This window comes from Bradyrhizobium elkanii USDA 76 (assembly GCF_023278185.1).
Taxonomy (GTDB): domain Bacteria; phylum Pseudomonadota; class Alphaproteobacteria; order Rhizobiales; family Xanthobacteraceae; genus Bradyrhizobium; species Bradyrhizobium elkanii.
This window is the reverse complement of sequence record NZ_CP066357.1, coordinates 198,672-211,555: the sequence shown is the minus strand read 5'-3', so window position 1 is coordinate 211,555 and position 12,884 is coordinate 198,672. Positions and strand designations below refer to the sequence as shown.

The following is a 12,884-nucleotide window of genomic DNA, read 5'->3' as shown; positions in this document are numbered from 1 at the left end:
GAGCCCAGTTCCCCGCCTTCCTCGGTACTACGAAGCCGCTACGACTCCCCGCCGCGCGCGTCCGTCGGCTTATGTCTTCACCTCGGGATTCCACATGCCTTGGTGTTTTCGTGTTCGCGTGCGCGCTCCCGATGCTCGCCAAGTCGGTCATCAGGCCTGGAGCGTTGCTGTGGCCGGTGCTCCGTGCCGGCTTTCCCATGTGGGCACAAACGGGACCTCTCAGGTTTCCTGGTGTCCCATCCCGTACCTTTGCCCTGCTCAGAGACCCCGGCCGAACCGGTCAGCCTGGCCATAGCGGCTTTCCCAGTGCTGCCCCCGGATCCAACACGGCGAAGGCTTCAGCACGACCGTGATTTCGAGGCTGGTCACAGGGCTTCAGTACCCGCTGTCTACGCTTCACGAGTGACGTTGCCGTCACCCATGCAAGACTCGCTTCCGGCTGGCGGGCTCCGCCTTTGCCGGGAGGGCGTCGAACCCTCTGGGTCACGTTGAAAGGTTTCAGACTACATTCTTCCTCCTTTCCAGGACTTATCCTGACGCAAGTTGGTCCCACTCAAGGCGCAAGATCATCGCAGCGACTCCGAAAGCCGGCTCACCCATCGCCGAAGCCGTCCTCGCGCGCATCGCCGCACTCTATGCGATCGAGAAGGAGATCCGTGGCGCCGACGCCCCGGCTCGGCAAACGACCCGTAACGAGCGATCACGGCCGCTCGTCGCTGAACTCGAGAGGTTTCTGCGCGAGCAAGCCGCTCGCCTGTCGCCGGGCAGCGAGATGGGCAAGGCGATCGCCTATCTCCTGAACCATTGGGATGGCCTCACCTTGTTTCTCGACGATGGTTGCGTTGAGATGGACACCAATCCCGTCGAAAATCAAATCAGGCCGCTGACTCTGACGCGTAAAAATAGTTTATTTGCTGGTCACGACGAAGGTGGTCGTTCATGGGCGCGCATAGCTTCGCTCATCGCCACCTGCAAAATCAACAGCGTGGAGCCCTACGTCTGGATGAAAGCGACGCTCAAAGCGATCGCAACCGGTCACCCGCAGTCCCGGATCGACGAGCTCCTGCCCTGGTCGTTCGGCCGCACCTCGTAATTCTCCGTCGTTGCCGCCTCCATACCCCCCGCCAACGATTTGCAAACACGTTGATCAACAGACTGCAATCCCCACGCCAAACCTTTGCGAATGGGACGCGAACGTCGCTTACAATGGCGGCAACTTGAGACAGAGAGCATTTTACCGGCTGTAGCGATCGATGGCCCGCTGCATCGAATAGTTTCCGGCGCGCTGTTTGGCCGCACGGATTCGGCAGCGTCTGCGATGATCGAGACGATGGGATCATAATGACGAATGATGATCTTCGTGCACGGCATGAATTGGCTCACGATGTGTCGCACCGGAACGATTGGGTTGGTGCGCCGGAACGACTGAAGCTGTGTCGAAAGCGCTCGATGATGCGCATGACGCCACCACAATCAGGACAGGCGGAAACCTTGGCCCACGTCAGAGCGTCCGAATCCACAGGCGACGGCTTGCCATCGTTTGGCGGTGTCCGCTCACGATCGAGAAGTTTGCGGCAGAGGGCGAGTTTGGCAGCGCGATGGCCGTTGGCCATGAAGCCGAAGTGGCGGATGCGATGGAAGCCATCGGGCAGCGTGTGAAGAAGGAAGCGGCGGATGAACTCGTCGGCCTCGAGCTTCATGATCTTTGTCGCGCCATTCTGGCGGTAGTCCTTCCAGGTAAAGGCGACGTGATCCTCGTCGAGGGCTACGAGCCGGCTGTTGGCGATTGCAACGCGATGGGTATAGCGGCCGAGATAGGCCAGCACCTGCGCGGGGCCGCCGAACGGCCGTTTGGCGTAGACGACCCAGCTGATGCGCCGCATAGCGACGAGGTGAGCTGCGAAGGCAGCAGGCTCGGCCAGGGATGCGAGATCGCCGAAGAAGTTCAGGGTGCCGGCGTCGAAGGCGGCGGTCAAACGTTCGAGGAACAGGCGTCTGAACAGCCGGGCGAGCGGTTTGACGGCCAGGAAGAAGTTTGGTCGGCTGGCGATCCAGTGCGCGCTATCGGGCGAGAGGCCGCCGCCCGGCACGACGCAGTGGACGTGGGGATGGTGCGTCAGCGCCTGCCCCCAGGTGTGGAGGACGGCGACGACGCCGATCCCGGCGCCGAGCCGGCGTGGATTGGCGGCGAGCGTCGACATTGCCTCGGCGGCGGCTTTGAACAGGATCGCATAAACGATGGCCTTGTTCTGAAAGGCGATCGCGGCGATCGGAGCCGGCAGTGTGAAGACGATGTGGAAATAGGGAACCGGCAGCAGGTCGGCTTCTCGCGCGGCGAGCCACGCGGCTCGGGCTGGCCCCTGACACTTCGGACAGTGCCGGTTGCGGCAAGAATTATAGGCGACGCCGGCCGCCGAGCGCCTCGGTCCGGCACGCCACGATCGCGCTCATCACGCGCCGCTCGACCCGACCGAGATGACCGGCATGTACACGGCGATAGGTGTCGCCATGCCGGCGCAGAATATCGGCAATCTCGATGGCGGGCCTGTTGCAGCGGCTGTCGGGGCGGATCATCACCCGCATCCCGCCGCGGATCATCTAGGTGGCGTCACCTCCAGCGATAGGCGGTCGAGCGGGCTCTGCGTCGCCCGGATCGTATGGGTGGCAACCTGCGTGTAGCGCGCTGTCGACGACAAATTATTGTGCCCGAGCAAGACCTGGATGATCCGGATATCGGTTCCGTTCTCGAGAAGATGCGTCGCGAAGCTGTGGCGCAGCGTGTGGAGCGTGACGCGCTTGGTCAGGCCCGCAGCCTTCACCGCCGACCGACAGGCGGCGTGCAACACGGTCTGATCGATCGGATGATCTTTGTCACGACCAGGGAACAGATAAAGCCGCGGCCGGGCGAGCCGCCAGTACGTGCGCAGGATGCCCAGCAGCTGGGGCGACAGCATCACGTTGCGATCCTTCGCGCCCTTGCCATGGCGCACCTGGATGACGCCGCGGGCGCTGTCGATGTCTTCGATCCGCAGTCCCGCGACTTCGGAGGCCCTGAGTCCGGCCGCATAGGCCGTGGTGAGCGCGGCGCGGCTCTTCAGGCTGGACACGGCCTCGAGGAACTGAACCACTTCGTCGGCGCTGAGCACGACCGGCAGCTTGCGCGGTTCTCGCGCATAGGGAATGCGCTCCGGGATCAGCGCCTCGCAGAGCGTAACGCCGTAGAAAAACCGTAGCGCACAGACGATCTGGTTCAGCGCCGGCCATGAGATGCCGGTCGAGACCAGATGCACCTGGAAGGCGCGGACGTCTTCCAGCTCTAACCGGTCAGGCGATCGGCCAAAATAGCGGCTGAACTTCGAAACCGCGCTGATGTAGGATCGTTGCGTCGCCGGCGACAGATTGCGGACGGTCATGTCTTCGATCATGCGGCGGCGAAGAGGGCTCAAATCGGCCATCTCGATACTCCTGTCTGAGGGGGATGGGCTCCAACACCCACATCCTCTCAGCCAGGAGGCGATCTACGCCACCTTGCCTCTCACGCCGCGGCAGCGGCTTCGTTCAATCCCGATTCCGGTAAAAAACAACGTGCTCTAGCTCGAGAATACCTGACCTAACCTATCTGATCCGCTCATCGCCTCGTGTTTTGTCGCGCCGGTCCTGCTTCTCGTCTCGCCGCCGGCTACTGGCCAGCTCCGAAAGCTCTTTCTTCAGCGCATGCCGGCGAGTTTCGATAGCAGGCATGTCGTCAACGAATTGCCTAACCTGGCGGGCGAGCTCGTGATCTCCTGCAGCTCCGGAGCGCTGTAGCTCGGCGGCATAGTCGAGATAACGCCGCCGGATCGCGTCCTGACGTGACTTAATCTGCTCGTCCCATGGATGTTTGGAATTCCTGCCGCCCCTTACCTCCGAAAGCACTTCCTTACGGGCGAGCCGATCGACATCGGGCGTGATACTTCGCTTGCGCATAGCGAGGACCGCCCCGCGATCTGCCTTTCGGACCCGTCCGCGGGTTCGCCGCGGGGTTGCCTCCGCCGCGACTCCGCGAAGCCGGAGTTCGCCAGCAAATCGTTCCCTCCAGGCCTGAAGATCCGCCTTGCGCGGGTTGAGGCGCTTGCCGTCGTGGCCCAGCGATCGAACGGTCAAGTGCACGTGAGGATGCTTGTCGTCGAGATGCTGGACGAAGACGTAGTCGTGATTATAGCCGAACGTCTCGATGGCAAATGCCCGAGCTGAATCCTTGACCGCGACGGCATCGGTACCAGCCGGCATTGACAGAATGATGTTGACCGAAAGCGACCCGTCGCGGCGGCGCTTGTCATCGAGGCCAGCGTCATCCTCCCAACGTTGCTGCAGATCCTTCAATCCGGAACGACCCGCGAGCGTCGCGCCCTGCTCTGTTTCCGCATCGAGCTCGCCGTTTCGCGTGATATATGCGAGGTGCGACTTGAGATGTGCCACGTCCTTGGTGCGACCGGTGATCTTGACCATCACCTCTGGTGCTCGGCGCACGATGCGTTCGAGCTTTGCACGCATCGCCGGCGTAAGGCTGCTCGGAGCGACCGGATCTGTGATATCCCACTCGGCTCGCCGCGGGCGCCGATTGGGCGTTTCCCAGACATACGAGATCGGCGGAAGGTCGGAGACCAGGTCGGTCGGCCGCGACGAGGAGCGCCGACTCATTGCCGCCCTTCCCAATAATCCGCGTTGCCATTGAGCGCATTGCGCAATTGTGCAAGCTCTGTTTCGATGACCGATCTGGCCTCTTGAATTACCGATAGATCGGGCTCAACCGCCCTGCCCTGCAGCACACTGGTGTTTGCGGCCCGCGCGATCTGGTTGATGTTGCCGCCGATCCGGTTGAGCTCGCGCACGATCGCGCGAAGCACCTCATGCTCGTTTGGGGAATGCTGCACGGGCGACCCCAGCCGTGAGCGCACCAGCGCGACGATCCAACCGGTTCGCGTCATGCCACGCTGATGCGAAACTTCCGCGAGCTGCCGCATCTCGCTCTCGCGAAATCGCACCGTCACCTTTTCCGGCCGTCCGACCGGCAAGGCCAAGATACGCGGCGTTGGTGCACTCAGTGCATCAGCAATGAGACGCCGCAGCAGCGCGGATTTGCCGCCCTGGGTGGCTGCAACAGCTGAGAACGCCGCCGCGACTTCGTCGGAGACGCGAAGCGAGATCAGAGCCATGCACTCCAATCCCAATCGCGATGTAATACATCGCTGGCGCAAAGCCTATCCTGCACTAAAAAGCGCGAAACTTTCCGTCCCCTCCATGTTGGTTCAAACCAACGGGCTCGACATTCAAGGCTCGGGCGTTGCTGCCGATGAGATCTAACCCAGCCGCCGATCGATGAGGAGACCTCCTCTAGCGATGACGCAGCCGTCAACCCTAATGCTTCTTCTCCAGGGACGCCGGGCGTGCAGATCGGCAATAGGAGCACTGAATATGCGGACCGCGGCTTTCCAGCGGCCTCCGGCCTCTCTACAGCGCTGTGGGGGGCGCGTTCGGCCTCCGGCTGCTGCGCCAACGCGCCATCCTTCGGATGGGAAATCCGCTCCGCTGGCGCACCAACCGGAACAGTGTTTCTGAGGAGGCTGTTGAGCAGCTTCATGCCGATTGGATCTCTTCGATTGTGATGGTCGATGCTGGAACCTCTTCCGCCTCCTCTGCGCCATCGATCAGCAGCACGGCATGGCGTGAGCCCTGAGACGCGAGTCGATCGATTAGGAGACAGCCCGTGCGATCTTGGTGACGCACTCTGATCGTCAGCGATGTCCTCATTCGCTCGTTCCGATCGTCCGAAGAGTTGAGGCGCTTTTCCGCGATCGCCGTCACGCGGGCTCTCTCCATGGGTCGCAATTCCACTTGCGGTGCGATCGGGTTTCGTGCGGGTTGAATTCCAGGCGGCCCTTCGCCATCAGCAGGAGAGCCGCGGACTTCGCTGCGAATTTTGCGGGCCAGCTGACGGGCGTGTGCGTCGGTGAAGCTCTCCTGGGCTGCGCATAAGGTCTCGACGGCGTTGGGCTGCTCACGCCAAGCCTGGTAGAGCTCATACACAGCCCGGATTGATGAGCCGGCAAGCTTCGACCGAAGGAACTCCGGCATATTCTGGACCGACGCGTAGCGAGACACCCAGTCCCTAGGCTTCCCGAGCTTGCGCGAGATGTCGGCTTGGTTATCACCCTGTGCCAAGCGGTCCGCGATGAACGCCGCAATTTCGGGGGCATTGAGGTCATCGCGCTGGATATTCTCGATCATCTGAACATAGCGATCCGCAGAACCAGCGGCATGAATGAAAGCCGGCATGTCACGGAGCCCGGCGCGCTTAGCAGCACGATACCGCCTCGCACCCATGACGATCACGTACCGGCCTTCCTCGGTCGCTTGCCGCAGCACGATCGGTTGCAGCACTCCATGCTGAAGGACCGATTGCGCAAGCTCGTCGAGCTTCTGTTCATCGAAGCTGCGACGGGGCTGGTCCGGATCTTCGTCAATGCGGTCGATAGAGATGCAGGTCGGTTGCCCGATTGTGGCGGCACCATCTTCCGCAGCCGCGATGAGCTGCTTGAAGCTGAGATCAAGCGCCATGGGCCGACTCGTCCATCTGCGCGACGATCTTGGCGAGAACATCGCGGATTTCCCGACCAGCCTCCTGCGCAGAGCGGCGCTTCAGCTTCCAGACCGGCAGGCGTTCCGCGACGGCTTCAGCATAGCCGTCCCTTGCAACGATCTGACCTGGGAACACATATTTCCCAGCCTCGCGCAAAAGTTGCTCAAGATGCATCCTTTGACGCGGCGATTTCGTGTTGAAGTTCGAGGGCAGCAGCCCGAGGAACTTCGTATCCTGGCGGCCATAGCGCCTCTGCACGCCGATAACGGTTTGCATCAGACCTTTGACGCCCTTGATCGAATAGTCCTCCAGATAGATGGGGGCCAGCACATGCGACGCCACAACCAAGCAGCCGACACTGCGAAGTCCAAGTGACGGCGGCGTATCGATGACGCAGGCATCGAACTGATCCGACGCGATGGCGAGGTTCCTTTGCAGAGTCGTTATGGCGGCTGCATCGCTGCGATCGAGATCAGTCAGTGAGCTATCGGCCGGCGCAAGTGTTAGGCTTTCGTCGTCTCTGGGTACGACCCGCATTCCCGGCTTGAACAAATCCGCGGCTAACGTTGAACCAGCGTAGTGCCTCAGCGTATCCGACGCATTGCTCTGCGCATCAACGTCGATCACGAGAACGCGGAGATTCGTTTCCGCCATGTACCAAGCTAAATGCACAGCGACGGTCGTCTTGCCGACCCCGCCTTTTTGATTGTTGATGACTATGGTCTTCATATTAAGGTCCGAAATGGGTCTGATGGCGCGAGAGGCATATCCTCGTCCGTCATGACACAGGGGATGTTGGTTTGAACCAACAGCGACTGCGAATCCGATCGTGGGAACGATCCCCAAATTCATCCAGCGAATCCCCTGCCAGAAGAGTCAGGTCGGTCCATAGGCATCGGGACGAGCAAATTCTGGCAAGCGAGACTGGGCTCATGCTCGTTGCTGAGGCACGGTCGCGAGAGGATCGTCACGCGAATGCGCGGAGACCGCTTGTGGGCTCCGGGAGCGTCGCCGCGGCGGCGCGAGTAGAGCCGTCCCCGAAGGGGCTCGCCCAAGCGGACACTGCTGTAAGAGTGGACCCGCTGGATACGAATGCTTTTATGCGACGACTATCTGCATCGATGGGAAATACGTTCTGCCTATCGCGAGAAAGATTCGTGTCGACCGTCCAGTGAGGCGACAAAAGTGCCGACACTGCGCCAAGCACTGCCGCAGGACGCTTTGAATCAACGGCCGATCTCTTATCGCCTGCTGTTGCGATAAAGACCGGCGCAATTGCAACCTAGTCATTGTGACGCACGCGTGCCGATAGCGAAGACTCCGTTGAGGAGAGGTTTAATCCGGCGACGGGTCCCAGCATTTCCGGCGTAATTGACCTATCGATGATCTGCCCGCTCTATTCATAAAACTCATTGGACGGCTCTTGAAGGAAGCAAGAATCCGTCCGTGCCGAAACCCGAACCAGAACCGCTTCATCTGCGCCGCATCGATGCCGCGCGCAATATGCGGCGGTTTCTATGCGCTGTCCCCGCAGCCGACCATGTTCGGAGAAATGTCGCTAATGCGCCGTTGGGGCCGGATCGGCACGAATGGCCAGACCATGGTGCAGACCTTCGATGGCAGTGCAGAGGCAGTCGACGCGTTCCGACGGCTGGAGCGTGCCAAGCGGAGGCGCGGTGGACGAAAAGCGGCCATAGTCTGGGAATTGTTCGGGGACCACGGCTCCGCCTGTGATGTCGGCTCTATCTGTTCCCGTCCCTAGATGTCAGACCGAGCAAAATCGAAACAAGATGGAGCTCATCCCATGACGACCGCCAATGAGATCGCCGAAAAGATTGCAACCGAGAACGACCTGACCAAGGCTCAGGCGAAAGCCATCGTCGATAGCGTGTTCAAGGCCATCGCTGATGCGGCCGTGAGCGGGGCCGAGACGAGCCTTCCCGGGTTCGGCAAGTTCAAGGTTAAGGAAAGCTCCGCCCGCGAGGGCCGCAATCCGTCGACCGGCGCAACGATTGCGATCGCAGCTTCCAAGAAGCTGACCTTTACGCCTGCCAAAGCTATCAAGGACGTTCTCAATGGAGCAGCTGACCCTATCGGCGGAGCATCGTAATACGTAAGACGAGGGAGCTCATTCCCCCTCCTCGGCTGCGAAAGCTTCGTTGCGTGCGCGGCGGCGATCAGGGTGAGACTCCGCATTGCCTCGCCTTAATTGTTACCGGATGCTGAGCCGTTGCCTCACGTAAATTGCTCCCCTGGATCGGGGACGAGCGGGGGCGCAGATGGGGCGGCTGAGCATGGCAACGCGGAAGGAACTGACGGCGGCGGCAGGCGTGCGTTATCGGCATTCGGATCGCGCGAAGAAGGCGCGAATATTAGACGAGTTCGTCGACATCACTGGGTTTCATCGCAAGCATGCGATGCGACTACTTCGAGGCCAGGAAGACGCACGCCCAGGCCGACGGCCGCGACGTCGGATCTATAATGAGGCAGAACACAACGCGCTCGTGCTCCTTTGGGAAGCGTCGGACCGGATCTGCGGGAAGCGGCTGAAGGCGTTAATGCCTGCGCTGATTGAGGCGATGGGACGGCATGGCCACCTCGATCTTGCCCCGAGATCCGCGCCAAGCTTTTGGCGATGAGCGCCGCGACGATCGACCGCGTATTGGTGCCGATCCGAGAAAAGTTGGGTCGCAAACGCCGGCGGCACACAGCGCATTCTCTGCGTCGCAGTGTTCCAATACGGACGTCGGCGGATTGGAACGATCCGGCGCCAGGATTCGTCGAGGCTGACCTTGTAGCGCATAGCGGACCATCTGCGCGCGGCAGCTTTATCCAGACCCTCGTGCTCACGGACATTGCTACCGGCTGGACAGAGTGCGCTCCCCTGATCGTGCGTGAACAGACGCTGTTGAGCACGGTGCTGACGGAATTGCGCAAACATTTGCCTTTTGCGCTGCTCGGCCTCGACACTGACAATGATACGGTGTTCATGAACGAGACGCTGAAAGGCTATTGCGAGGCAGCCAACATTGTCTTCACGCGTTGCCGTCCCTACCGGAAGAATGACCAGGCGTTCGTCGAGCAGAAGAACGGCGCGGTCGTGCGCAGGATGGTCGGCTATCGTCGGTTCGAAGGCCTGGAAGCGGCCGAGCTGCTGGCAGAACTCTATCGAGCAGCGCGGCTGTTCGTAAACTTCTTCCAACCCTCGTTCAAGCTGATAGCCAAGCAGCGCGGTGCTCGTGTGCGCAAGACATACAGCGCGCCGGAAACACCCCACCAGCGCCTGGCCGCCGACGCCCGCACGCCTGACGCAGTCCGCCACCATCTCCAAGAAATCTATGCCGCTCTCGATCCGGTCGCGTTGTTGCGCGACATCCGCGACGCCCAGGAGCGCCTCGCGGCCCTCGCGGATACCCAACCAATCGCCCATCCTGCTGCGGCATGGCAATCGACCGATCGCTTCCTGGCAAGCCTGCGAACGGCCTGGAAGGACGGAGCTATGCGACCGACGGATCGGCCAATCGTGAAGGCGAAAAGAGGCCGGCGTCGTCCCGACCCGCTCATTCGCGCAACGCCAGATTTGCGAAAATGGTTTGAAGCCGAGCCCTGGCGGACTGGCAGCGAACTGCTCTCCCGTCTACAGGTGGAATATCCTGGAGCCTACCCGAACAAGCTTCTTCGAACGCTTCAACGGCGGCTTAAATCCTGGCGCAGCGAGCAAGCGAATGCGCTGCTGTTCGCTCCTACGGAGAAAATGCCGCCAAGGTCAGAGGTCACGACAGCGCAATGATGTACCGGCTGCCAGCGGAGGAGGCCGGGGGCTCCGAAACCCCGGCCATCTCCGCACCCGGCCTCCTCCTCAACCCAAGCCAGGAGCAAAATAAATGAGGCAACCGATCGGGCCCGGGAGCATCGATACGTGAGGCAATACGCGCTCTCATCCTGATTGTCGCGCTATAGTTGCGTTGGCGGATGAGTTCGGCTAGCTCGCGTTCGAGCGCCTTGCGTTCCGCTGGCGTGAATACGCATTCGCGCAGCTCGGCGCGCAATTCTTCAATGGTGTCGATGGTCATGAACGCATCTCCTGTCGAAGGGAAGCAGGCTTCGCCTTGCGGCGGAGCCCGCTAGTTGAGCTCAGTCCCGGTTCGGCCGGGACCAGATCAGTTGGAGGCCTTCCGCACCCTCGACCTCGGTCAGGGTTGCGTAGATCGGTGCGGGGAAGCTCGGATCGTCCAGCTTGACGGAGAGGTAGTCGCGCTCGGTGTCCTTGGCGGTCTTCTGCCAGGCCGCACCCAACTCAACGTTGCCCGAGTAGATGCGGAAGTGCGGTCCCTTGTCGGAAGGATTTTCGACGCGGATCAGTTTGGCCTTGACGTTGAGGTTGAGCGTCTTGATCGCGCCGGAGAAGCCATTGCCCGTGGAGGTGAAGGTGCCGATGGTAGCCATTGTCTCATTCCCTTGGTTTTCTCGGGCCGCGCCTATCGCGACCTCGATGGCGGTCGTGAGACCGGAGGCGATCGACCTGCACCCACAGGGCCGAAATGAAATGGAGGGCGGCCGGCAGCGACTTTCTTGAACCGCGAGGAATGGCGCGCAGCGCCAGGGGAAGAAAGTCGAGGACGGGCGTTGCGGGGGCAAGATCGAGAGCCCGCGAAGCGGGATCGGCCTTCGGTCAGACCAGCCTCTATCGAGGACGCAGATGGGCGCGCCCGTCGCGAAGAAAAATGGAATGAAGACAGGCGGCCCCAATCGGTTCAGTCATTCGGATCTCAATGCAACGGGCGTAGGCGCAAAACGCAGTTCACTTTAAGCAGGCCAACTATCTGATGCTTCCTCTCGTCGATCCGGCTTGCCCCGGTCCGCCAGCATGAGGAGAAGCCGCCGACAGGATCCCGCCCCCGCGTCCAGTCGCTGCCGTCCGCGTCGAATCCGTCTGCAGCCCCGGAAGCGTTCCCTGCCCGCCGGGGGCCAGGCGCCAAGCCCCATGAGCAACACGAGTAACTGTGGATCTACTCGCGGCGGGGTTGACGACAAGCCCTGCCGAGGCCGAATGAGTTCCATCCTAACCACCCCCAAGACAATCGAGGTGAGGAATGAAAGTTTGGCACTCGGTCTGGCGGATCGCGCATTCGTTCATTCTCTTGGTCGTGTTGGCTGGGATGATCGCCATCGGCGTCTTCATCGGCCGCCCGGGGGAAAAGGGCGGCAACCAATCTAGCCTCGCCGGCGTGGATCAGCAGCAGCAGAAGCGCTTGGCGGTCTTTCTCGACGGTACGTGGAATAGCGTCGACACCAACACGAACGTGTGGCGCATGCGCTCTCTGTGCGCGCCGACGGGCAAGGACGGCAAGCCTCAATTGATCTACTATTCCGTCGGTGTGAACGGCTTTCTGGGCGGTGCCTTCGGGCAAGGACTCGATGATAACATCCGCCTGGCTTACGAGTGGCTGATCGAAAACTACCGGGACGGAGACGAGATCTTCATCTTCGGCTTCAGCCGCGGCGCGTACACCGCCAGAGCGCTGGCGGGCCTGATCGCCATCGACGGATTACTTCAGCAGGGTTCGCCGATCGGCGTGAACGAACTCTTCGATCGTTACAAAAGGGGCGATGAGGAGACGATCTGGAAGCTGAAGGAGATCGAGGCGGCCGGCGACATCGCCAAGATATCTGACCAAGAGAAGTGGCTGCTCAAATACGCGCGGCCTGTAAACGTCAAGGTGGTGGGCGTGTGGGATACCGTCGGCTCGATAGGCATCGCGGCGGGCGACTTCACCGGCATCAGCACTTCGCAGTTCGACTATCTGCAGACAGGATTGCGTCTTCCCATCCAGAACGGCTATCACGCGCTCGCCATCGATGAGCATCGCGCCAAGTTCGCGCCCACGATCTGGGATGTCCATCGCAGCACCGCCAAGCCGCGACCACTTTCGAGCGTCGAACAACGTTGGTTCGTGGGCGCGCACGCCAATGTCGGCGGCGGCTACGAAACCGATCTGCTCGCGCAGCCCCCGCTGCGCTGGTTGATGAAGAAGGCGGAGTCGCAGGGGCTGGCTTTCCGGTCGGAAGTCGATCTGGACGGCGACTCCGTCACCGCGAAGATTGCGAACTCCTACAGGGCGTTCATGTACGGCGCCTACCAGATCATCTCTCCGCGGCCATTTTATCGAACTATTGGCGCAGTATAGCGCGACGATCTGGGTCGGAAGAGCGCGGCGATCAGGATGGCGAGTCAGTGTCGCGGCGCGATGATGATCGCCGCGAT

The 12,884-nt window shown here is 61.3% G+C and carries 10 protein-coding genes and 3 pseudogenes; 5 read left to right on the top strand and 8 right to left on the bottom strand.

Going from position 1 to position 12,884, the window contains the following annotated elements:
* Positions 1-439: 439 nt before the first annotated feature.
* The gene (gene tnpC / locus JEY66_RS44060; RefSeq protein ID WP_309249068.1) at positions 440-1,093 is read left to right on the top strand and encodes an IS66 family transposase; all 654 of its coding nucleotides are present in this window, start codon (positions 440-442) and stop codon (positions 1,091-1,093) included.
* Between the two features lie 286 nt (positions 1,094-1,379).
* Here the strand turns inward: tnpC and JEY66_RS44055 are convergent.
* From JEY66_RS44055 to JEY66_RS44030, 6 genes and pseudogenes are all read right to left on the bottom strand, one after another.
* Positions 1,380-2,574 (bottom strand): annotated as a pseudogene (locus tag JEY66_RS44055) (IS91 family transposase).
* 20 nt (positions 2,575-2,594) lie between these two features.
* The gene (locus JEY66_RS44050) at positions 2,595-3,455 is read right to left on the bottom strand and encodes a tyrosine-type recombinase/integrase (RefSeq protein WP_026193402.1); all 861 of its coding nucleotides are present in this window, start codon (positions 3,453-3,455) and stop codon (positions 2,595-2,597) included.
* A gap of 160 nt (positions 3,456-3,615) precedes the next feature.
* The gene (locus JEY66_RS44045) at positions 3,616-4,680 is read right to left on the bottom strand and encodes a relaxase/mobilization nuclease domain-containing protein (RefSeq protein WP_051110237.1); all 1,065 of its coding nucleotides are present in this window, start codon (positions 4,678-4,680) and stop codon (positions 3,616-3,618) included.
* Complete coding sequence (locus JEY66_RS45660; RefSeq protein WP_018273791.1) at positions 4,677-5,195, bottom strand: plasmid mobilization protein; 519 nt, start codon at positions 5,193-5,195, stop codon at positions 4,677-4,679. Before JEY66_RS45660 ends, JEY66_RS44045 begins: the two co-directional genes overlap by 4 nt.
* Before the next feature lie 421 nt (positions 5,196-5,616).
* A complete protein-coding gene (locus JEY66_RS44035) occupies positions 5,617-6,597 on the bottom strand; it encodes a ParB/RepB/Spo0J family partition protein (protein ID WP_018273792.1) in 981 nt (326 codons plus the stop codon).
* A complete protein-coding gene (locus JEY66_RS44030) occupies positions 6,587-7,348 on the bottom strand; it encodes a ParA family protein (RefSeq protein WP_018273793.1) in 762 nt (253 codons plus the stop codon). Before JEY66_RS44030 ends, JEY66_RS44035 begins: the two co-directional genes overlap by 11 nt.
* Positions 7,349-8,122: 774 nt before the next feature.
* Between JEY66_RS44030 and JEY66_RS44025 the strand changes: the two are divergent.
* From JEY66_RS44025 to JEY66_RS44015, 3 genes and pseudogenes are all read left to right on the top strand, one after another.
* Positions 8,123-8,381: pseudogene (locus tag JEY66_RS44025) on the top strand (WGR domain-containing protein).
* A 42-nt stretch (positions 8,382-8,423) separates the two neighbouring features.
* Positions 8,424-8,729: an HU family DNA-binding protein gene (locus JEY66_RS44020; protein WP_018273794.1), complete on the top strand. Its 306-nt coding sequence runs from the start codon at positions 8,424-8,426 to the stop codon at positions 8,727-8,729.
* 169 nt (positions 8,730-8,898) lie between these two features.
* Positions 8,899-10,409: pseudogene (locus JEY66_RS44015) on the top strand (ISNCY family transposase).
* On the opposite strand, the gene JEY66_RS44010 reads toward JEY66_RS44015, so the two are convergent.
* Together JEY66_RS44010 and JEY66_RS44005 are read right to left on the bottom strand one after the other, a co-directional pair.
* A complete protein-coding gene (locus tag JEY66_RS44010) occupies positions 10,393-10,692 on the bottom strand; it encodes a hypothetical protein (protein ID WP_041482968.1) in 300 nt (99 codons plus the stop codon). The pseudogene JEY66_RS44015 and the gene JEY66_RS44010 overlap by 17 nt on opposite strands.
* A gap of 61 nt (positions 10,693-10,753) precedes the next feature.
* Entirely contained in the window at positions 10,754-11,065 is a 312-nt protein-coding gene (locus JEY66_RS44005; protein ID WP_018273795.1) for a DUF736 domain-containing protein, read from the bottom strand.
* Between the two features lie 647 nt (positions 11,066-11,712).
* Here JEY66_RS44005 and JEY66_RS44000 point away from each other — a divergent pair.
* Entirely contained in the window at positions 11,713-12,807 is a 1,095-nt protein-coding gene (locus JEY66_RS44000) for a DUF2235 domain-containing protein (RefSeq protein WP_018273796.1), read from the top strand.
* The last annotated feature ends 77 nt before the right edge of the window (positions 12,808-12,884 follow it).

Excerpts from the sequence above, each read along its gene's own strand:
- JEY66_RS44005 (WP_018273795.1), bottom strand. The coding sequence starts at position 11,065 with ATGGCTACCATCGGCACCTTCACCTCCACGGGCAATGGCTTCTCCGGC.
- JEY66_RS44030 (WP_018273793.1), bottom strand. The coding sequence starts at position 7,348 with ATGAAGACCATAGTCATCAACAATCAAAAAGGCGGGGTCGGCAAGACG.
- JEY66_RS44010 (WP_041482968.1), bottom strand. The coding sequence starts at position 10,692 with ATGACCATCGACACCATTGAAGAATTGCGCGCCGAGCTGCGCGAATGC.
- JEY66_RS45660 (WP_018273791.1), bottom strand. The coding sequence starts at position 5,195 with ATGGCTCTGATCTCGCTTCGCGTCTCCGACGAAGTCGCGGCGGCGTTC.
- JEY66_RS44050 (WP_026193402.1), bottom strand. The coding sequence starts at position 3,455 with ATGGCCGATTTGAGCCCTCTTCGCCGCCGCATGATCGAAGACATGACC.
- JEY66_RS44000 (WP_018273796.1), top strand. The coding sequence starts at position 11,713 with ATGAAAGTTTGGCACTCGGTCTGGCGGATCGCGCATTCGTTCATTCTC.
- JEY66_RS44020 (WP_018273794.1), top strand. The coding sequence starts at position 8,424 with ATGACGACCGCCAATGAGATCGCCGAAAAGATTGCAACCGAGAACGAC.
- JEY66_RS44045 (WP_051110237.1), bottom strand. The coding sequence starts at position 4,680 with ATGAGTCGGCGCTCCTCGTCGCGGCCGACCGACCTGGTCTCCGACCTT.
- JEY66_RS44035 (WP_018273792.1), bottom strand. The coding sequence starts at position 6,597 with ATGGCGCTTGATCTCAGCTTCAAGCAGCTCATCGCGGCTGCGGAAGAT.